The organism is Hymenobacter busanensis (assembly GCF_008727865.1).
Lineage (GTDB): Bacteria > Bacteroidota > Bacteroidia > Cytophagales > Hymenobacteraceae > Solirubrum > Solirubrum busanense.
Genome location: NZ_VTWU01000001.1, coordinates 234,965 through 256,149 on the forward strand (window position 1 = coordinate 234,965; position 21,185 = coordinate 256,149).

17 protein-coding genes are annotated in these 21,185 nt (G+C 61.3%); all 17 read left to right on the forward strand.

Annotation, left to right across the window (positions count from 1 at the left end):
• Window positions 1-36 precede the first annotated feature (36 nt).
• Window positions 37-1,509, forward strand: a complete 1,473-nt coding sequence (locus F0P96_RS00990; protein ID WP_235917336.1) for a CoA-acylating methylmalonate-semialdehyde dehydrogenase — start codon at window positions 37-39, stop codon at window positions 1,507-1,509.
• Window positions 1,510-1,761: 252 nt separating this feature from the next.
• On the forward strand, window positions 1,762-3,114 hold the full coding sequence (locus F0P96_RS00995; protein ID WP_151076882.1) for an aminotransferase class III-fold pyridoxal phosphate-dependent enzyme: 1,353 nt from the start codon (window positions 1,762-1,764) through the stop codon (window positions 3,112-3,114).
• 83 nt (window positions 3,115-3,197) lie between these two features.
• Window positions 3,198-3,653 carry a hypothetical protein gene (locus tag F0P96_RS01000; RefSeq protein ID WP_151076883.1) on the forward strand — a complete coding sequence of 152 codons (456 nt, stop codon included), beginning with the start codon at window positions 3,198-3,200 and terminating at the stop codon, window positions 3,651-3,653.
• 58 nt (window positions 3,654-3,711) lie between these two features.
• Window positions 3,712-5,085 (forward strand): dihydropyrimidinase, encoded by a 1,374-nt coding sequence (gene hydA / locus F0P96_RS01005; RefSeq protein ID WP_151076884.1) that lies wholly within the window; start codon window positions 3,712-3,714, stop codon window positions 5,083-5,085.
• Window positions 5,086-5,292: 207 nt separating this feature from the next.
• Window positions 5,293-6,150: a nitrilase-related carbon-nitrogen hydrolase gene (locus tag F0P96_RS01010; RefSeq protein WP_235917337.1), complete on the forward strand. Its 858-nt coding sequence runs from the start codon at window positions 5,293-5,295 to the stop codon at window positions 6,148-6,150.
• A gap of 153 nt (window positions 6,151-6,303) precedes the next feature.
• Window positions 6,304-7,635, forward strand: a complete 1,332-nt coding sequence (locus F0P96_RS01015) for an FAD-dependent oxidoreductase (RefSeq protein ID WP_151076885.1) — start codon at window positions 6,304-6,306, stop codon at window positions 7,633-7,635.
• A 2-nt stretch (window positions 7,636-7,637) separates the two neighbouring features.
• On the forward strand, window positions 7,638-9,050 hold the full coding sequence (gene preA / locus F0P96_RS01020) for an NAD-dependent dihydropyrimidine dehydrogenase subunit PreA (RefSeq protein ID WP_151076886.1): 1,413 nt from the start codon (window positions 7,638-7,640) through the stop codon (window positions 9,048-9,050).
• A 305-nt stretch (window positions 9,051-9,355) separates the two neighbouring features.
• Window positions 9,356-10,753 carry an undecaprenyl-phosphate glucose phosphotransferase gene (locus tag F0P96_RS01025; protein ID WP_151076887.1) on the forward strand — a complete coding sequence of 466 codons (1,398 nt, stop codon included), beginning with the start codon at window positions 9,356-9,358 and terminating at the stop codon, window positions 10,751-10,753.
• A gap of 223 nt (window positions 10,754-10,976) precedes the next feature.
• The gene (locus F0P96_RS01030) at window positions 10,977-11,753 is read left to right on the forward strand and encodes a WecB/TagA/CpsF family glycosyltransferase (RefSeq protein WP_235917338.1); all 777 of its coding nucleotides are present in this window, start codon (window positions 10,977-10,979) and stop codon (window positions 11,751-11,753) included.
• 188 nt (window positions 11,754-11,941) lie between these two features.
• On the forward strand, window positions 11,942-12,832 hold the full coding sequence (gene rfbF / locus F0P96_RS01035) for a glucose-1-phosphate cytidylyltransferase (protein WP_151076889.1): 891 nt from the start codon (window positions 11,942-11,944) through the stop codon (window positions 12,830-12,832).
• An 87-nt stretch (window positions 12,833-12,919) separates the two neighbouring features.
• The gene (locus F0P96_RS01040) at window positions 12,920-14,065 is read left to right on the forward strand and encodes an NAD-dependent epimerase/dehydratase family protein (protein WP_151076890.1); all 1,146 of its coding nucleotides are present in this window, start codon (window positions 12,920-12,922) and stop codon (window positions 14,063-14,065) included.
• 51 nt (window positions 14,066-14,116) lie between these two features.
• Window positions 14,117-14,662, forward strand: a complete 546-nt coding sequence (rfbC, locus tag F0P96_RS01045) for a dTDP-4-dehydrorhamnose 3,5-epimerase (RefSeq protein WP_151076891.1) — start codon at window positions 14,117-14,119, stop codon at window positions 14,660-14,662.
• 100 nt (window positions 14,663-14,762) lie between these two features.
• The gene (locus F0P96_RS01050) at window positions 14,763-16,028 is read left to right on the forward strand and encodes a class I SAM-dependent methyltransferase (protein WP_151076892.1); all 1,266 of its coding nucleotides are present in this window, start codon (window positions 14,763-14,765) and stop codon (window positions 16,026-16,028) included.
• Window positions 16,012-17,343, forward strand: coding sequence for a DUF4910 domain-containing protein (locus F0P96_RS01055; RefSeq protein ID WP_151076893.1), 1,332 nt, complete (start codon window positions 16,012-16,014; stop codon window positions 17,341-17,343). Before F0P96_RS01050 ends, F0P96_RS01055 begins: the two co-directional genes overlap by 17 nt.
• A gap of 47 nt (window positions 17,344-17,390) precedes the next feature.
• Window positions 17,391-18,611: a class I SAM-dependent methyltransferase gene (locus F0P96_RS01060; protein WP_151076894.1), complete on the forward strand. Its 1,221-nt coding sequence runs from the start codon at window positions 17,391-17,393 to the stop codon at window positions 18,609-18,611.
• A gap of 82 nt (window positions 18,612-18,693) precedes the next feature.
• Window positions 18,694-19,614 carry a phytanoyl-CoA dioxygenase family protein gene (locus tag F0P96_RS01065; protein WP_151076895.1) on the forward strand — a complete coding sequence of 307 codons (921 nt, stop codon included), beginning with the start codon at window positions 18,694-18,696 and terminating at the stop codon, window positions 19,612-19,614.
• Window positions 19,615-19,665: 51 nt separating this feature from the next.
• Window positions 19,666-21,039, forward strand: coding sequence for a glutamate-1-semialdehyde 2,1-aminomutase (locus tag F0P96_RS01070; protein ID WP_151076896.1), 1,374 nt, complete (start codon window positions 19,666-19,668; stop codon window positions 21,037-21,039).
• Window positions 21,040-21,185 lie beyond the last annotated feature (146 nt).

Consider the following 21,185-nt stretch of genomic DNA (forward strand, 5'->3'; position numbering starts at 1 on the left):
AATCCATTACTTGCAACGGCTTAACAAAAAGGTAACATGGAAGTCGAAGTTTTGAAGTATCCGGCCGTGCGCAATTATGTGGCTGGGAAGTTTGTAGAAGACGCCGGCGCCCGCGCCATGGACGTCTTCAGTCCCCTAACCGGCGCCGTGATTTCCACGTTGCCGCTGAGCGGCTCCGCCGCCCTCAACCAAGCCGTAGAAGCCGCCAAAGCCGCGTATCCCGCCTGGTCGGCCATGCCCATCAAAGAGCGCGTTCAGATTTTCTACCGGTATAAAATGCTCCTGGAGCGCGACATGAAAGCCTTGGCCGACCTGGTGCGCGAGGAAAACGGCAAAACCTACGACGAGGCCCGTGCCGAAGTCGAAAAAGCCATCGAGCTGACCGAGTTTGCCTGTTCCATGCCCCAGCTCATTCAGGGCGAGTTTTTGGAAGTGAGCAAGGGCGTGGAAGCCCGCGCTGAGCGCAAGCCTCTGGGCGTGGTGGCCAGCATTGCCCCCTTCAACTTCCCCAACATGGTGCCGCACTGGACCATCCCGAACGCCATCGTGCTGGGCAACACCATGATCCTAAAGCCCTCGGAGCAGGTGCCGCTGAGCGCCGGCCGCATTGCCGAGCTGCTGAAAGAAGCCGGCCTGCCCGACGGCGTACTTAACATCGTGCACGGCGACCGGGAAATCGTGGAAGCCATCTGTGACCATCCCGATATCCAGGCGGTGTCCTTCGTGGGCTCTACCAAGATTGCCAAGGTGGTGTACATCCGTGCCACCAGCAACCTGAAGCGCTGCGTGGCCCTGGGCGGCGCCAAAAACCACCTGATGGTACTTCCTGATGCGCATCCGGAAATGACGGCCTCGAACGTGGCTGCTTCCATGTCAGGTTGCGCCGGGCAGCGCTGCATGGCCGGCTCCACCATGGTCGGCGTTGGCGCCGTTGATGGCATCGTGGCCAAAATTGTGGAAGAAGCCCGCAAGATTGTGCCCGGCCAGAACCTCGGCTCCGTTATCAGCCGCGAAGCCAAGGAGCGGATCGAAGCGCACATCACCGAAGCCGAAGCAGCCGGCGCCAAAGTGCTGCTCGACGGCCGCAATGCCACCGTGCCCGGCCACGAAGACGGCTACTACGTGGGCGCCACCGTCATCGACTACGTGACGCCCGACATGCGCATTGCGCAGGAAGAAGTGTTCGGGCCGGTGCTGGCCATCATGCGCACCAACACCCTTGACGAGGCCTTGGCCATCGAAAACGCCAACCCCTACGGCAACGCCGCCGCCGTGTTTACCAGCAGCGGCAGCTCGGCCCGCTACGTGATGGACCACGCCAACGCCGGCATGATCGGCGTCAACATCGGCGTGCCCGTGCCGCGGGAGCCGTTTTCCTTCGGCGGCTGGAACGAGTCGAAGTTCGGCGCCTGCGACATCACCGGCAAAAGCTCCATTGAGTTCTGGACCCAACTCAAGAAAACCACTACCAAGTGGAACCCAGAGTCGCGCGTAAACTGGATGAGCTAGGTTCCTTTGCTTGGTCAAAGAACGGTCATGCTGAGCTTGTCGAAGCATCTCTACTGGTAGTATCTTCTATTGGGAGAACGAAGAGGTAGAGATGCTTTGACTTCGCTCAGCATGACGACCAAATTCAATTTTAGATTGACCTAAATCAATAGTGCCGTTTTTGCTTAAATCAGCACGGTTGGATTCAAGTCTTTTGCCTACATTTAATGGACGCCTTGTGCGCCTATTAATTGCCCTTTCCCCACAACCAAAATGGAAACCTTTACCGAAACCGACAAGGAGCAAATCCTGCGGGATAACCTCGACCACACGCTCTTTTCGTGGTCGAAACAAAGCGGCCTGAACCCCATTAGTGCCGAGCGCGCCGAGGGCGTGTACCTCTGGGACCGGGACGGCAAGCGCTACATCGACTTCTCGTCGCAGCTGATGAACGTGAACATCGGCCACGGCAACCAAAAAGTAACCGAGGCTGTGGCTGCGCAGATGCGCGAGCTGAGCTACGTGTACCCCGGCATGATTACCAAAGCCCGCGGCGACCTTGGCAAGCGCTTGGCGCAAATCACCGCGCCCAATCTGACTAAGGCCTTCTTCACGTTGGGCGGGGCCGAAGCCATTGAAAACGCCATCAAGCTGGCCCGCATCTACACCGGCCGGCACAAAATCGTGTCGTTGTACCAGTCATTCCATGGTGCTTCGTACGGGGCCATCAGCGTGGGCGGCGACCCGCGCAAGTTCGCCGTCGATTCGCAGGCCATGCCCGGTACGGTGCACGTGGAAAACCCGTACTTCTACCGCTGCCCCTGGTACAGCGCCACGCCCGAAGAATGCGCCGAGCGTGCCGCCGCGGCCATGGAGCGCATCATTCAGTACGAAAACCCGGGCAGCGTCGCGGCCATCGTGCTCGAGGGCGAATCGGGTACATCCGGCTGCATCAAGTACCCGCCCGGCTACTGGAAACGGGTACGCGAAATTTGCGACAAGTACGGCATTCTGCTTGTGGCTGACGAAGTTATGTCGGGCTTCGGTCGTACCGGCAAGTGGTTCGGCTCCGACCACCACGGCGTGAAGGTGGACCTGATGTGCATGGCCAAAGGCATTACGGCCGGCTACCTGCCGCTGGGGGCCGTGATGGTGGACGAGAAAATTGCCCACTATTTCGATGACCGTCCGTTGCCGCTGGGCCTTACGTACTCGGCCCACCCGGTATCTTGCGCCGCCGCTGTGGCCGTGCTTGATATCTACGAGGAAGAAAACATGCTCGAGAATGTGACCGAGCTGGGCAAATACCTCGATGCGCGCATGTGTGACCTGATGGCCGAGCACCCAAGCATCGGCGACTGGCGCAACACGGGCCTGTTCGGCTGCATCGAGCTGGTGAAAAACCGCGCCACCAAGGAGCCGATGGCGCCCTGGAACGCTGCGCCCGATCAGATGACGGTGATGAACCAGGTAGCAGCCAAAATCCGCGAGCTGGGCATGTACACCTTCGTGCGCTGGAACTACATTTTCATCGCGCCGCCGCTCAACATCACCAAGGACGAGCTGGACGAAGGCCTTGACATCATTTCGCAAGCCATCCGCATTGCCGACGAGCACGCGCGGTAAGTTCCGCAGGAAGTAACCGCTGGCCAATCCAGTTTGTCCAAATCTACCGGTCGGCACAGCTGGTTCGTCTCTCACCCACGGGTATGCGTTCGGTTTGCAAAAAAGTTCTGGTAATGCTGACCGCTTTTGTGGGCTTGGAAACTAGCGCTGAGGCGCAGGTGCCGGCCGATAAAAGCTTGCTCATAAACGGTAAGCAAACAGCTGTAACAAGCTGCCTGCCGCTGGCAGAATTACGCACCGTGAGTTTGCCAAAATTAGCCGGGGATTCACTGGCCGTGGAGCTATATTTAATTCGCGGACGAATTCCCATCGGTCGGAATTATTTTAACTCCGTGGCGGCCTTTAATTCCACTGATTTATTGGCTTGGCTAAAATTGGAAAAGCCGACCGATGAATTGTACCTGAAAGACCGTCGGGCGGTAGCTCCCCTGCGCCGGGTGTACCCCGGCGACCGGGTGCTGATATTGGTGGGCAAAGGCTCCAACCTGCCTGAAAACGGCTTCCGGTACTCCTACAATCTGCAGCTCTGCGACGATTAACCGCCGCGCCGCTTCCGGATTCTTTTTCCCTCGTATTTGCCCGCTTTTGCCTTAGCGCATGTCCCTTCTTATTCGAAATGCCCGCGTCGTCACGGCCGATTCCGACGCGGTGTGCGACATTCTGATTGACGGCGAAACCATTGCCGCCATTGGAAAAAACCTGCCGGTGCAGGCCGACGAAGTCATCGATGCCACTGGTAAAATTGTGGTGCCCGGCGGCATCGACCCGCACGTGCACTTGGATATGCCCTTCATGGGCACGTTCAGCTCCGATACCCACGAAACCGGCACCCGCGCCGCGCTGCACGGCGGCACCACCACCGTCATCGACTTCGTGCTGCAGAAGCAGGGCCACTCGCTGCGCGAAGCCCTCACGGAGTGGCAGGGCCGGGCCACCGGCACGGCCGTGGGCGACTACAGCTTCCACATGGCCGTGACGGATTTCAACCCGACCACGAAGGAGGAAATCAAGGACATGGTGGCCGAGGGCATCACCTCGTTCAAGACCTTCATGGCCTACAAGGGCGCGCTCATGATTGACGATGCGCAGATGGTGGGGCTGATGCAGGAAGTGCGCAAGCACGGCGGCTTGGTGACGGCCCACGCCACCAACGGCGACATGATTGACACGCTCATTGCCCAGCACCGGGCCGCGGGCAAGCTCACGCCGCGCTACCACTACCTCTCGCAGCCCGAAGTAACGGAAGCCGAAGCCTCGGGCCGCTTCTCGGACATTGCCAACTACACCGGCGTCAACGCCTACATCGTGCACCTGACCTGCGAGGGCGCGCTCAACCAAGTGCGGCGCGCCACCGAGCGCAACCAGCGCGTGTTCGTGGAAACCTGCATTCAGTATCTGCTACTCGATGCCTCGCTCTACGGCGAAGAGTTTGAGGGTGCCAAATGGGTGATGTCGCCGCCGCTGCGGGAGAAAAAAGACCAGGAGACGCTCTGGGCCGGCATCAACCAGGGCTTGGTGCAGGTGGTGGGCACCGACCATTGCCCCTTTATGTGGGAGCAGAAGCAGATGGGCAAGGACGACTTTTCGAAGATTCCGAACGGGCACCCGGCTATCGAGCACCGCATGGAACTGCTGTTTTCGGAGGGCGTCAACAAGGGCCGCATCAGCCTGCAGAAATTCGTGGAGGTATCGAGCACCAACGCGGCTAAAATCTTCGGCATGTTTCCGCGCAAAGGCACCATCAGCGTCAGCGCCGATGCGGATCTGGTGCTCTTCGACCCCGAGAAGAAGCACACGATTTCAGCCGCGACCCACCACATGAACGTGGACTACTCCGGCTACGAAGGCTGGGAACTGACCGGCAAAATCGACACGGTGGTGCTGCGCGGCAAAGTGGCCGTGCAGGACGGCGAAACGAAAGTGGGCCGTGGCTACGGGCAGTTTATCAAAAGAGGCCCCACGATTTACTAACTTACCAAGAGCTGTTTTCAGCCCGTCATGTCGAGCTTGTCGAGACATCTCGCGTGCTGATGTTGAATAGTAATTCTGATTCAACCACAGAATTACTATCCAGCGAGATTCCTCGGCTTCGCTCGGAATGACGCCCTTGTGGCCCTTTCCGACTTCCACCAGAAACACTTTCCCCAACCAAATAACCGCGTACCCACAATGCCAAGAATGATTAAATCTGGTCTCATCCAGATGAGCTTGCCGATGACCGAAGGCGAAGGCACGATTGAGGAAATCAAGGAAGCCATGGTGCAAAAGCACATTCCCTTGATTGAGGAGGCCGGTCGGCAGGGCGTACAGATTCTCTGCCTGCAGGAAATCTTCAACACCCCGTATTTCTGCCCCGGTCAGGACAAAGCATGGTACGCTTCGGCGGAGCCCGTGCCCGGCCCCACGACCGAGCGCATGGCCGAGTACTGCAAGAAGTACAACATGGTCATGATCGTGCCGATTTACGAGAAAGAAGCCGCGGGCTTCCTCTACAACACGGCCGCCGTAATTGACGCCGACGGGACCTACCTCGGCAAGTACCGCAAGAACCACATTCCGCACACCTCCGGCTTCTGGGAGAAGTTTTTCTTCAAGCCCGGCAACATGGGCTACCCCGTGTTCCAGACCAAGTATGCTAAGGTGGGTGTGTACATCTGCTACGACCGGCACTTCCCCGACGGAGCCCGCGTGCTCGGCCTGAACGGGGCCGAAATCGTGTACAACCCCTCGGCTACTGTGGCCGGCCTCTCGCAGTACCTCTGGAAGCTGGAGCAGCCCGCCCACGCCGCCGCCAACGGTTACTTCATGGGCTGCATCAACCGTGTAGGGGAGGAGAAGCCCTGGAACCTGGGCCGTTTCTACGGCACTAGCTATTTCGTGGACCCGCGCGGGCAGATCATTGCCCAGGCCGACGAATACAAGGACGAGCTGCTTACTTCTGAATTCGACCTCGACATGATTGACGAGGTGCGCGCCACCTGGCAGTTCTTCCGCGACCGGCGCCCCGAAACCTACGAGAAGCTGGTGGAGCTGTAGGCCATTTCGTTTCAGCTGTCATCCTGAGGCAAAGCCGAAGGACCTTATCACGCAGGAGACTCCCACGATTGTGGGGTTGCTAGCAGATGTAATAAGGTCCTTCGCTCTGCTCAGGACGACAATATTTCCCTTCTCTCCGCAACCAACGCCGCAATGGCAGAATTTTCTACTCCCACCACTGAGCAGGAGTTTGACGCGAATTTCGCGCAGATCAAACCCCTGATGAGCAACACCGAGGCGCTGTACGAAAGCTCCCGGTGCCTGTTTTGCTTCGATGCGCCCTGCATTAAGGCTTGCCCCTCGGGCATCGACATTCCGCAGTTCATCCGCCAGATCAACACCGGCAACACCACCGGGGCGGCTAAGACGATTTACGAGGCCAACTACTTCGGCAACGCCTGCGGCAAGGTGTGCCCCACGGAGGTGCTCTGCGAAGGCGCCTGCGTGTACAACCTCAACGAGCAGAAGCCCATTGAAATCGGGCGACTGCAAAGCCACGCCACGCGCAAGGTCATCGACAGCGGCAAGAAGCTGTTTGGGCCGGGCGCGCCGAATGGCCGCAAAGTGGCCGTGGTTGGGGCCGGTCCGGCGGGCATTTCGGCGGCCTGCGAGCTGCGCGCCCTCGGCTACGAAGTGGACGTGTTTGAGGCCAAGGCGCTGCCCTCGGGCCTGACGCTCTACGGCGTGGCGCCTTACAAAATCACCAACGCCGAGACGCTGGCCGAAATGGAGTACCTGGAGTCGCAATTCGGCTACAAGGTGCACTACAACCAGCCCATCAGCTCGCGGCGCGAGTTGGAGGCACTGGAAGAATCATATGACGCCATTTTCCTTGGCATCGGCTTGGGCCGCACCAACGCCTTGCTACTGCCGGGTGAGGAACGGGCCAATTGCATCGGCGCGGTGGAGTTCATTGAGCAGCTGCGCACCGAACACCACCACGTAGCCGTCGGCAAAAAGGTAATCGTGCTCGGCGGCGGTAACACGGCCATGGACGCGGCTTCGGAATCGTCGCGCCTCGGGGCCGACAGCGTAATTCTGGCCTACCGCCGCGGCAAGGAGGAGATGGGGGCCTACGAGTTCGAGTACGACCTGGCCAAGGGCGTGGGCGTGAAGGGGCTTTTTAACGTGGCGCCGGTGGAAATTGTGGGCAACGGCAAGGTGGAAGGCGTGAAGTTTATCCGCACGGCCATTCAGGACGGACAGGTGCAGATTGTGCCGGGTTCGGAGTTCGTGGAGCCCTGCGACATGGTCATCAAGGCTACCGGTCAAGCCAAGCAGACGCACTTTCTGCAGCTGATACCGGGCCTGCAGCTCGACGGCAAGGGCCGCATTGTGGCCGATGCCCGCACGGGCCAGACCACCAACCCCAAGTATTTCGCCTCGGGCGACGCCCTGAACGGCGGCGCCGAAGTGGTAAACGCCGCCGCCGAAGCCAAAGCTACGGCCCGCGGCATCCACGAATACCTTTCTAACCAGCTGTAGCCATGCCCGATCTTTCCATAAATTTTGCCGGTATCAAGTCGCCGAACCCGTTCTGGCTGGCCTCGGCACCGCCCACCAACTCGGGTTACCAGGTGATGAAAGCCTTCGACGCCGGTTGGGGCGGCGCGGTGTGGAAGACCTTGGGCGTGCCCGTGGTGAACGTATCGAGCCGCTACGGCAGCGTGAACTACCGCGACAAGCGCATGGTCGGCTTCAACAACATCGAGCTGATTTCGGACCGCCCGCTCGCGGACAACCTGCGCGAAATCGAGGAGGTAAAAAAGCGCTTCCCCAACCACGCCGTCATTGCCTCCCTCATGGTGCAAAGCCGCCAAGAATGGCACGACATCGTGCGCGACGTGACCAACGCCGGCTCCGACGGCATCGAGTTGAACTTCGGTTGCCCGCACGGCATGTGCGAGCGGGGCATGGGCTCGGCCGTAGGGCAGGAGCCCGAGGTGCTGCAGACCATTGTGGAGTGGGTGATGGAAGTGGCCAAGATTCCGGTCATCGTGAAGCTAACGCCCAACATTTCGGACATAACCGAGCCGGCCCGCGCCGCGCGCAAAGCCGGGGCCGATGCCATTTCGCTCATTAACACGATTCAGAGCATCGTGGGCGTCGATCTGGACCAGTTTGCGCCCTACCCGATTGTGGACGGCAAAGGCTCGAACGGCGGCTACTGCGGCCCGGCCGTGAAGCCCATTGCCCTGAACATGATCAAGAACTGCGCCCAGGACCCGAACGTGCGCCTGCCTATTTCGGGCATCGGCGGCATCGAGAACTGGCGCGACGCGGTAGAGCACATCCTGCTTGGGGCATCGAGCGTGCAGGTGTGCACGGCGGCCATGCACTTCGGCTTCGGCATCATCCGCGAAATGACGGCCGGCCTGGAGCAGTACATGGTGGAAAAGAATTTCAACACCATCTACGACTTCGTGGGCAAGGCCCTGCCGAATGTGAAGCACTGGGAAGACCTGAACCTGAAGTACAAGGTGACGGCCCAGATCAACGAGGACAAGTGCATCGGCTGCCAGCTCTGCTACACGGCCTGCGAAGACGGCGCCCACCAGGCTATTGCCTTGCGCGAAGGCTCCCGAGTGCCCGAAATCATCCAGGAAAACTGCGTGGGCTGCAACCTCTGCTCGTTGGTATGCCCCGTGGAGCAGTGCATCACGATGGAGCGCCGCGACGATGGCACCCAGCACCAGACGTGGAAGGAGCGTACCGAAGCCAATAACATCCCGACTACGTTCAACGACGAGCGCGCCGGTGGTCTGCACCACTGGGTGCCCGAGCCGGCCGCCGCGCTGGGTAAGGAGCGCCACAAAACGCTGCCGGGCAAGGCCCGCGCCATGGGCAGTCCGGCCGAAGCCACCGCCACCAAAGCCTCGGATGTGCTGACTGCCGAGTAAGCAATATCCCCGCAAATCCCCAAGTACGCAAGAGCCGCCTAGGATGACCCCTAGGCGGCTCTTGCGTACTTGGGGATTTGTTTTGTTGATAATCAGAACATTATGGCTCTGATCATCGGCGTTGATAATTGCGGTATATGGAGTCTAAATGCACAAGAGCAAGAAGCGTTATACTTTTTATAAATTATGTTATAATAAATATTGATTAAGGTAAATAAAATGCTTTCTTTGTTCTACTTACCTCGTGCTGCTAACCACTGCCTTGATGGCTGCACCATTCCACCCCGCATACATGCCCTGTTGCTATGGAACGCTACCGCCACTACTCCGATGCGTCCCGCATTGTTTTACCGCTTTTTGACGTAGTTCTCATCTTTGGCGCCTTCCGCCTGGCCGGCTTTATCATCAGTGGTGGCTGGCATTTCGGGCGGATGGACGTGGCGCTGTTTTCGGTTTTTGCCCTGCTCTGGTGGATTCTCTCCGGGCAGTACGCCAACATCTACCGCGTCGATCGGCTGATAACGTATCCCGAGAAGCTGCTCTACGTCATGCGCACGTTTCTGCTGCATGCTGTGCTCCTGGGTATTGGCGCGGTTGTGTTGCAGCAATACTGGGTGTCGGCCCGGTTTCTATTTTCAGCTTACAGCGTTTCGCTGATGGCAGTGGTGAGCGGGCGGTTCCTGCTCACGTTCAGCTACCGGCTCTACCTGCGCCACATGGCCCGGCCGGCTAGTCGCTACGTGATAGTGGGAGCGGGCGAAAGCGGCCAGAGCTTGTACCGGTTTTTGGCCTCCCACGACCCCGTAGGCAATGAGTTTGTCGGGTTCTTTGCCGACGAGCCCATCCCCGGCGGCCTGCGGGCCCTGGTGCGGGGCCGCATCGGCGACCTGAAAGACTTTTGCCGCCAGACGCACATCGACGAAATATACTTTGCCCTGCCGCTCGACCAACGGGAGTTAATCGAAGACCTCTCGCACTTCGCCGACCAGCATTTCCTGTCGTTCCGCATTGTGCCCGATTTCCGCGGGACCGTGCGCAAAGACGTGAACGTGTACTTCTACGACCACCTGCCAATTCTCACCATTCGGCACGAGCCGCTGGGTATTCGGACCAATCAACTGCTGAAACGGGTTTTTGACATTGGCTTTTCGCTTGCGGTTATCTGCTTGGTCTTTCCCTTCATCATGCCCGTCCTGGCCCTGCTGATCAAGCTCGACTCGCCGGGACCGGTATTCTTCAAGCAGTTGCGCCCCGGCAAGCGCAACCAGTTGTTTCCGTGCTACAAGCTGCGCACGATGCGCACCGACCACGGCAAAACCGAGCTGCAGGCGACTAAAAACGACGTTCGGGTTACCCGCATGGGTGCCTACCTGCGCAAGTACAACCTCGACGAGCTGCCGCAGTTCTTCAACGTACTGCTGGGCCATATGTCGGTAGTCGGGCCGCGGCCCAACATGGTGTCGCAGCTGGAAGAATACTCCAAGCACATTACCGAATACCAACTGCGCCACGCCGTGACGCCCGGCATAACGGGCTATGCGCAAGTGAACGGCTACCGGGGTGAAACCCGCGAAGCCGGCACCATGGAAAAACGCGTGGAATACGACCTGAAATACGTCGAAAACTGGTCGTTTGGCCTTGATATGAAGATTATTGGGCAAACGGTGTGGAACATGGTGAAAGGCGAAAAGAACGCCTATTAACACCGCCACCCAAAACTGCCCACTCCCGACATACTGGGGTGGAATGGGGACCGGAACTTCCGGAATGGCAGACCTGCAGATAAGCCAGAAAGCTGTGTTGGCGCGGCTAATGGACGCGGGGATGCTGCGCAACCGTAGCCGCCGTTGGTGGAGCAGCGGGCTACACCTGCGCCGGAGGCTCCGTTCCCCATCCACCCCAATGATTCCACTAACTCCACCACCTGTGCTCCGCCGCCATCAAGTTCTGGGCACCTGGGTTTCCACTGGCCCGGCTGCCGCTTTCGTCGATACCGTATTGCAGCTAGGCGCCGCCCGCAGCTCGGCCTACGTGTGCTTTGCCAACGTGCACATGCTGGTAGAGGCACACCGCCAACCCGCCTTCGGGCAGGTAGTGAATGCAGCGGCCGTGGTAGCACCCGATGGCAGCCCTGTGGCCGCCGCCGTGCGGTGGTTTGGGGGGCCCCGGCAGGAACGCGTGGCCGGCATGGATGCCCTCCCGCTGCTGCTGCAGGAAGCGGCGCGGCGCGGGCAATCGGTGTATTTCTACGGCACTACGCCCGAGGTACTGGCGGCCCTCACCGCCCGCGCGCAGGCTGAACAACCTGCCTTGCGCATCGTGGGCAGTTACTCGCCGCCGTTTCGCCCGCTCACGCCCGCCGAAGACGAGGCCATTGTGGCCAGCATCAACGCCGCCGACCCCGACCTGCTGTTTGTAGCGTTGGGCTGTCCGCGGCAAGAGCAGTGGATGGCAGCGCACCAGGGGCGCATTCGCGCTTGCATGCTAGGGGTAGGGCAGGCTTTTCTCACCTATGCGGGGCTGGAGCGCCGGCTGCCAGTATGGGCGCGCCGGCTGTGGCTGGAATGGGCCTACCGGTTGTGGCTGGAGCCCCGCCGGTTGTGGCGGCGGTACCTGCTCACCAACTCCCGTTTCGTGTGGCTGATAACGCAACGGTTGGGCCAACGACTACTGAGCACTAGCTCCCACCAACAAATAGGATGAGACTAATGCAATGGTACTTATTAGTAATTATTTATACTTTTTAAAAAATATACTTCTATTTATTGTTGGAAACTTATAATTAAATATATCTTTCGGCATACTGAAGACCCAGTAGAGTTTTACCAAATGGTTTGGTCAAAACACTCATAAGCCCTTCGAATTTCCTCTCCACCAACCCGAACAAGGCAATGAAAGCGGTGATTTTAGCGGGCGGCTACGGCACCCGCATCAGCGAAGAGAGTGGCGTGCGCCCGAAACCTATGGTTGAAATCGGCGGCCGGCCCATTTTGTGGCACATTATGAAGATGTACGCCCACCACGGGGTGCGGGATTTTGTGGTGTGCTGTGGCTACAAAGGCCACATGATCAAGCAATACTTCGCCGATTACTTCCTGCACAATGCCGACGTTACGTTTCAGATGGACCGTAACGAAATGCAGGTGCACCGCCACCACGCCGAACCCTGGCGCGTGACGTTGGTAGACACCGGGCAGGAAACCATGACCGGCGGCCGCCTGCGCCGGGTGCAAGAGCACGTGGGAGACGCGACTTTCTGCATGACGTACGGCGACGGGGTAGGGGATGTCAACATCCGCGAAGCCATTCGTTTCCACCGCCAGCAAGGCCGACTGGCCACGCTCACCGCTGTGCGCCAACCCGGCCGTTTCGGCGTCTTCAACCTCACAGATACCGATACGTCGATTCACTCTTTCACCGAAAAGCCCGAAGGCGGCGAAATGCCCTGGATTAACGGCGGCTTTTTTGTGCTGGAGCCGGGCGTATTCGATTACCTGGAAAACGACCAGACGGTGTGGGAAAAAGCGCCTCTGGAGCGCCTGGCTCAAGCTGGTGAACTAGCGGCCTACCGCCACACTGGTTTCTGGCAGCCCATGGATACCCTGCGCGACCGGAACCTGCTGGAAGAGCTTTGGCAGAATGGCAAAGCCAGTTGGAAGGTGTGGAGCAACGACCCCGAGCCCACGCACGATGACCCCGTGCTGGCCGAGATTCTTGCTGCTCCCGTGCAGGCGCCCAAAGGGCAGCGCGTGGCCACGCCCACGGTCCTGCCCCTCGACTAAGCCAGCTTTGCCAGCGGCCGCCGGCAGCTCCTTGCTACCTCTGGCCGCGGCACAATGCTTTTTCTACTGCCATTCCGCCTACTCTACATGATCAACTTCAACCCCGCCCGCATTCTTATTACCGGCAACATGGGCTATGTGGGCCCTGGCGTAGTGCGCCAACTGCGCCAGACGTTTCCCAAGGCCGAGCTGATCGGGTACGACATCGGTTTTTTTGCGCATTGCCTCACGGGGGCCGTGCGCCTGCCCGAGGTGCTGCTCGACCGCCAGGTATTTGGCGACATTCGCAACCTGCCCGCGGGCTTGCTGGTGGGCGTCGATGCCGTGGTGAACCTGGCTGCCATCAGCAACGACCCGATGGGCTACGCCTTCGAGCAGGCCACCATGGAGGTGAACCACCAGGCGGGTATCTGGCTGGCGCGCCGGGCCAAAGCGGCTGGGGTGAAGGCCTTTGTGTTTGCCAGCAGCTGCAGCATGTACGGTGCCGGCGACGATGCTCCGCGCACGGAATGCGCAACGCTGAACCCGCTCACAGCCTACGCCCGCTCCAAGGTGCTAACCGAGCAAGACCTGAAGCCGCTGGCCGACAACGATTTTACGGTAACGAGCCTACGCTTTGCCACCGCCTGCGGGTGGAGCGACCGGCTGCGGCTGGATCTGGTAGTCAACGACTTTGTGGCCTCGGCCGTGGCGTCGGGCCAGATTACCATCCTCAGCGACGGAACGCCGTGGCGCCCCCTCATCCATGTGCAGGATATGGCCCGCGCCATTGAGTGGGCGGTGCAACGCCCGGCGGCCAACGGCGGCCACTACGTAGCCGTGAACGTGGGCGCCGACGAGTGGAACTACCAGGTGAGCGAGCTGGCCGAAGCCGTAGCGCGGGCCGTGCCCCACACCGAGGTGAACCTAAACGCCGCCGCGCCGCCCGACAAACGCTCCTACCGGGTCGATTTCAGCCTGTACCGGGAGCTGGCACCGCACCACCAGCCCCAGCGGCACTTGGCCGATACCATTGCCGAACTGCGCGACAACCTCACGGCCATGAACTTTCACGACGCCAACTTCCGGGCCTCCACCTTCATGCGCCTGCGCGTGCTCACGGCCCTGCGCGAAAGCCACGCCCTTACCGACGACCTGAGCTGGGCCAAGCCCGAGCCCGTTGGCCGTAGCACCGCCGCCGAGGCGGTGCCGGCTGGCTACGCGGCCGAACTAGCGGCGGCTCCGGTTGCCTAAGCACACGCTTTCCGCTCCTTATGCTCCCTTGCCACATCCACCACCTTCGCCATGATTTTTACCGAAACGGAACTGGCTGGCGCCTTCATCATTGATGTAGACCGCATGGCCGATGAGCGCGGCTTTTTCGCCCGCTCTTGGTGCGAGGACGAATTTGCGGCCCACGGCCTCGTTGCTCCGCCCCTGCAAGCCAATTTATCGTCGAACCCCCGCCGCGGCACCTTACGGGGCATGCACTACCAGTTGCCCCCGCACGAGGAAACCAAGCTGGTGCGCTGCACCCGCGGCGCCATCTACGACGTCATCATCGACCTGCGCGAAGAATCGCCGACCTACGGGCAGTGGCTGGGCGTGGAGCTGACGGCCGACTCGTTTCGGATGCTGTTTGTGCCCGGCCGGTTTGCGCATGGGTTCCTCACGCTGCAAGACAACTCCGACGTGTGCTACCAGGTGTCGGCCAAATATGCGCCGGGGGCCGAGCGGGGCATTCGGTGGAACGACCCCGCCATCGGCATTCAATGGCCTATGGAGCCGACGCTGATTTCTGATAAAGACCGCCGCCACCCCGATTTCCAACTGCTGGTGCCGCAGGTGTAGCGGTGGGGCAGCAAGCCTGCCCCGCCCGCTGCTCTGAAGATGTGTGCCCGCCAAGCGGCCGCCGAGGCCGCCTACCTATTCGCCACCAATCCTTTTTGCTATGAACTGCCGCCACTGTGGGTCGTCGCTCCACCACGTTTTCGCCGACCTCGGGCACTGCCCACCCGCCAATTCCATGCTCAGCTCCGCGCAGCTGGACGAGCCCGAACTCCACTATCCGCTGAAAACGTACGTCTGCGACAACTGCTTTCTGGTGCAGGTGGGCGAGGTGAAGAAGGCCGTGGAAATCTTCGGCAACGAATACACCTACTTCTCCTCGTATTCTTCGAGCTGGCTGGAGCATGCCCGCCGCTACGTAGACATGATGATGGAGCGCTTTGGCTACACCGCCGATTCATTGGTGGTGGAAGCCGCTTCCAACGACGGCTACCTGCTGCAGTACTTCCGGCAGTACGGCGTGCCGGTACTGGGCATCGACCCCACCGCCAACACGGCCCACATGGCCGCCGAGCGGGGCATTGAGACGCTGGTGGAGTTCTTTACCACGGAGCTGGCCCGCAACCTGGCCGCCAAGGGGCAGCAGGCCGATCTGCTGATCTGCAACAACGTGCTGGCCCACGTACCCGACATCAACGACTTCGTGAGCGGTATCAGCCTGATGGTGAAGCCGGGCGGGGTGGTTACGCTGGAGTTTCCGCACCTGCTGAACCTGGTAGAGCAGTGCCAGTTCGACACCATCTACCACGAGCATTTTTCCTACCTGTCGCTGCTGACAGTGAACCGCATTTTCGCCGCGTACGGCCTGACCATCTTCGACGTGGAGGAACTGCCCACGCACGGCGGGTCGCTGCGGCTGTTTGCCCGGCACACAGCCGACGAAAGCAAGCCCATTTCGGCTGCGGTGCTCGAACTGCTGGCCCGCGAGCGGGCGGCGGGCATGCACACGCTGGCCTACTACCAGAACTTCCAGCCCCGCGTGGACGTGGTGCGGCTGGAGCTGCTGGAGTTTCTGCTGGAGCAGAAGCGCCAGGGCCGGAAAGTGGCCGGCTACGGGGCTGCCGCCAAAGGCAATACCCTGCTGAGCTACTGCGGCATTCAGGGCACCGATCTGATTCAGTTTGTGGTCGATGCCTCGCCGCACAAGCAAGGCAAATACCTGCCGGGCAGCCACATTCCGGTGTTGCACCCCGATGCCATTCGCGACGAACAGCCCGACTACGTGTTGATTCTGCCCTGGAATATTCGCGCCGAAGTGGTCGAGCAACTCGAATACATTGAGGAGTGGGGTGGGCGGTTTGCGGTGGCCATTCCGAAACTGGAAACGTTCAGCCACACTACCGTTGCCGCCGATGTGGTCCCCGTCTGATACCCCGGAGCTGGCGCCGCCGGCTACGCGCCGGCCGGGCGCCGCCATGCACCAGATGCTGCGCGAGTTGTACCCGCTGGGCCGCAGCATCACCGGCGACGGTGTGCGCGCGACACTGCGCGTGCTGGCCACGCATCTGCCGGCCGGCCTGACCGCCCACGAAGTGCCCAGCGGCACTCAGGTGCTCGATTGGACCGTGCCGCCCGAGTGGAACATTCGCGACGCCTACGTGCGCGATGCGGCCGGCCGCCGCGTCATCGACTTTCAGCAGCACAACCTGCACGTGGTGGGCTACAGCACGCCCGTGGCTGGCTGGTTTTCGCGCGCCGAGCTGGACGAACACCTGCACTCCTTGCCCGAGCAGCCCGACCTGATTCCGTACCGCACCAGCTACTACAGCCCGGCTTGGGGCTTTTGCCTCGCGCACCACGAGCGGGAGCAACTGCGCGACGAGCAATACGAGGTTTGCATTGACGCCACGCTCGACCCGGCCGGCTCGCTTACCTACGGCCAACTGGTACTGCCCGGTAGCAGCGACGAGGAAGTGCTGATTTCCTGCCACATCTGCCATCCGTCGCTGGCCAACGACAACCTCTCGGGCTTGGTAACGGCCGTGGGACTGGCCAACTGGCTGGCCGAGCGCCCGCGCCGCTACACCTACCGGTTTGTGTTCCTGCCCGGCACCATTGGCTCGATTACCTGGCTGCACGAGCACCGGGCTAGTGCCGTGCCGCGCATTCGGCACGGGCTGGTGCTGTCGCTGCTGGGCGGGCCGGGCCACTTCACCTACAAACGCTCCCGGCAAGGCGCCGCCGCCATCGACCGCGCTGTGGCGCTGGCCCTGCGCGACGCCGGCACGCCCCACGAGCTGCGCGACTTCAGCCCCTACGGCTACGACGAACGGCAGTACTGTTCGCCGGGCTTCAACCTGCCCGTGGGCTGCTTCACGCGCACGCCGTTCGGGGAATTTCCCGAGTACCACACCTCGGCCGACAACCCAGCGTTTGTGCGGCCCCGGCAACTGGCCCAGTCGCTGCGCCTGGTGAAAAGCCTGTGCCGCATACTGGAGCACAACCGGAGCTACCAGAACCTGAGCCCCTACGGCGAGCCGCAACTGGGCCGGCGCGGCCTCTACAAAAACATCGGCGGCGGGCTGGAGGGCCAGCAGTGGCAATTGGCCCTGCTGTGGGTGCTCAATCAGTCCGACGGGCAGCACTCACTCGTGGACATTGCCGAAAAAGCCAACCTGCCTTTCACGCTGATACGCAAAGCCGCGAAGGCCCTTCGCCACGCTCAGCTGCTGGCTCCCGCGTGAGCCCCCACATTCTGCCATTGATTCTCTCCACCTCATTGCCCAACTTCATGGAAGCTCCCGTTCTGACTGCTGTGGCGCCGCGCGCTGCCACCAAACCCTGTGCCGTGTGCGGCTCCACCGAGTGCGAGGTTTTTTACGAGGTGCACAATGTGCCCACGCAAACCGGCATCCTGTGGCCCACGCCCGAGGCGGCCCGCAACGCGCCGACCACCGACGTGCGGCTCACGTTTTGCCCGCATTGCCACTACATCGGCAACGAAGCCTACGAGCCGGCCAAAATCACCCACACGCGCAATGATTTTTCGCTGGAGTTTTCGCCCTCGTTTCGGGCTTTTGCGCAGGGTGTAGCCGCTCAACTCATCGAGCAGTACCAGCTGAAGGGCGGACGCGTGGTCGATATCGGGTGCGGCGACGGGGATTTCCTGCGCACGCTCTGCCGCCTGGGCATGGCCGAAGGCGTGGGCATCGACCCGGGCTACGCCCCGCGGCCCGGCGAAGTGGTTACCGAACCGGTGGGCTTCATCAAGGACTTCTTCGGGCCTGGCACGGTCCACGAAATTGCCGGCGCCGACCTTATCAGCTGCCGTCACATGCTCGATATTCTGGCCACAGGACCGGCTCCGCTGCTGCGGGCCCTGCGCCAAGCCATTCCCGAAGGCGAAAAACCGCTGATTTACGTGGAAGACCCCAACGCCCTCTACAACATTGGCGAACAGGTGGTGTGGAATATCGTGAACGAGCACTCGTCCTGGATGACGCCCGGCGCTCAGGCCTACCTGTTTCGCAGCTGTGGGTTTGAGGTGCTGGACGTGCACACCTGCTGGCACGACGAATACCTGGGCTTGGTGGCGCGCCCCGCCGGCCAGCCGCTCGCAGACCCCGGCAGCCTGCCGCCCACCAACGACCCCAACACGGCCGTGGCCGTGCGCGCATTCGCCGACGCTGCGCAAGCCATTATCGCACAGTGGCAGGAGCGCGTCGACGAACTGCGCCGCGCGGGCAAGCGCGTGGTGGGCTGGGCCGCTGGCTCGCGCGCTATTTCTTTCCTCAACACGTTCGACCTGGACGAAACAGTCGTGGCCGTGGTCGATATCAACCCGCGCCGGCAGGGCCAGTACATTCCCGGCACCGCGCACCCCGTCATCGGGCCCGACGAGCTGATGAGCTACCATCCCGACGTGCTGCTGATTACCAACCCCACCTACGTACCCGAAATTCAGGAGCAAGCCCGGCAGATGGGCTTTGCCGGTGAGTTTATGGTGCTGTAACCTGGGCCGCGCCGATTCGGAATTGGCGCATCGCTTCCGCTTCTGACTGCCTCCAACCTACCTACCAAAAGAGCTTACCATCATGAACACCGTGTACTTTGACTCGCCCATGCCCGACAGCCAGCGTCGGGAAGAACTTTACGCTGGCCAACTGTTCGCCTTTCAGCCCCGCCCCAGCGTGATGGCGCTGGTGGAATTCGGGCGGGAGTTTGTGCGCGAGGCTTTTGGCGACGTAGACCCTGCCCTGGCCCAGCATACCATGAGCCCCGAGGCCTACAACGCCATCCTGGCCGATTTCAAGCCCCGCTTCATCAACCACGAAAAATCGAAGCAGCTGGTGCAGAATCTGCTGCTGGATTTTGGCTGCGACCCGGAGAAAACCTACTTCGACGTGCCGCGCATGCGCACCGTCACCAGTCACAACTTCCTGACCCACGGCCTGGCCTACCGCTTCGACACCCACCGCGACACCTGGTTTTCGGCCCCGCTGAACCAGCTGAACTGGTGGTTCCCGATGTACGAGCACGAGTCGGGCAACGCGCTGGCTTTCCACCCCAACTACTGGAACCGGGGCGTGGCCAACGGCTCGGAAAACTACCACATGCACGAGTGGTACGCCGAAGGAGCCCGCCTGGCCGCCGCCGGGGAGCCCGACAAACGCGAGCGGCCGCGCGCCTACGACGAACTGGAACTGCTGGAGCCGCAGGTGCGGCTGGTGCTGCCGCCCGGCGGCGTCACCATCTTCTCGGCCGCGCAAATGCACTCCACGGTGGTCAACCAAACCGGGCGCACCCGCTACAGCATCGATTTCCGCACCGTGCATATCGACGATGTGCGGGCCCACCGGGGCGCCCCCAACCACGATTCGGCCAGCACCGGTACCAACCTGATTGATTTCTTCCGGGTGTCGGACCTGGCCCGGCTGCCCAAAGAACTGACCAACGAATACGAGCCCGGTACTCCTCTGCTCGATCCGGCCGTGATGCATCCGGTGCTTGTCTAAGCAACCCGTCCGTCGTGCGGCTATTCTCTCCACTCCACAGCACACATAGCCATGCACACCACTGACTCTGTACTGCCGGCGACCTGCCAACCCGCCGCCCCCGTTTTGCTCGCCCCCAGCCGGTTTTCGGCTTCGCAAGCCCTGCACGACCGTTTTCACGCCGCCATTCCGGGCGGCAGCCACACCTACGCCAAAGGCGACGACCAATTTCCGGCGCACATGGCGCCCTACTTGGTGCGCGGACGCGGCTGCCGCGTGTGGGACGTCGATGGCAACGCGTTTGTGGAATACGGCATGGGGCTGCGCTCCGTCACGCTGGGGCACGCCTATGCACCGGTGGTGCGGGCCGCCCAACGGGCCATGACGCGCGGCACCAACCTCGGCCGCCCCACCACGCTGGAACTGGCCACGGCCGAAGAATTTCTGGAATTCACGCAGGCCGGCGACATGGTGAAGTTCGCCAAAAACGGCTCCGACGTGAATACGGCGGCCCTGCGCCTGGCCCGCGCCTACACCGGCCGCGACCTGGTGGCCGTGTGTGCCGACCACCCGTTCTTCGCCACCGACGATTGGTTTATTGGCACCACACCAGTGCGGGCGGGCATTCCGCAGGCGGTACAGGGCCTCACGCTGCGCTTTCGCTACAACGACCTGGGCAGCGTGGAGCAACTGTTTCGGGAGCATCCCGGGCAAATTGCCTGTCTGTTTTTGGAGATAGAAAAAGAAGTGGCACCGGCGGCCGGCTTTCTGGAAGGACTGCGCAGCCTCTGCGACGCGCACGGCACCGTGCTCGTGTTCGATGAAGTCATTACCGGCTTTCGGTGGCACCACGGCGGGGCACAGGCCGTGTACGGCGTGCGCCCCGACCTGAGCACCTTCGCCAAGGCCATGGGCAACGGCTTCAGCATTGCCGCCCTCACGGGCAAGCGCGAGCTGATGGAATTGGGCGGCCTGCACCACAACAAAGAGCGGGTGTTTCTGCTCTCGACCACCTACGGGGCCGAAAGCCATGCCCTGGCCGCCACACGCGCCGTAATGGCCACCTACCGGCAAGAGCCCGTGATTGAGCACTTGCGGGAGGCCGGTAGCTACCTGCGCCGGCTGGTAGAGCCCTCTATTGCCGAACACGGTCTGGAGCAGCACTTCGCCTTGCTTGGGCCGCCCCAATGCCTGCTGTATGCCACCCGCGACGCGGCCGGGCAGCCTTCCCAGGAATTTCGCACGCTGTTTCTGCAGGAAACCCTGCGCCGCGGGCTGCTGCTGCCTTCGCTCATCGTGAGCTATGCCCACCAGCCCGCCGATATTGAACTGACGGCGGAGTGCATTCACGAGGCGCTGCGCGTATACCGCCGCGGCCTCGACGATGGAGTTGAAAGTGTGCTGGAAAGTCGTTCGGTGAAGCCGGTCTACCGGACGCGTAACTAGCTTACTGCCAATACAAAACATCATACGCCAAAACGCCGCTTCGGGCCCGAAGCGGCGTTTTGGTTTCTTGGATGGTACGCTGTTGCTCCCAACGGAAAATAACTGCGCCGGGTGCCGGCTCCCACTGTGGAGCCGGCACCCGGCGC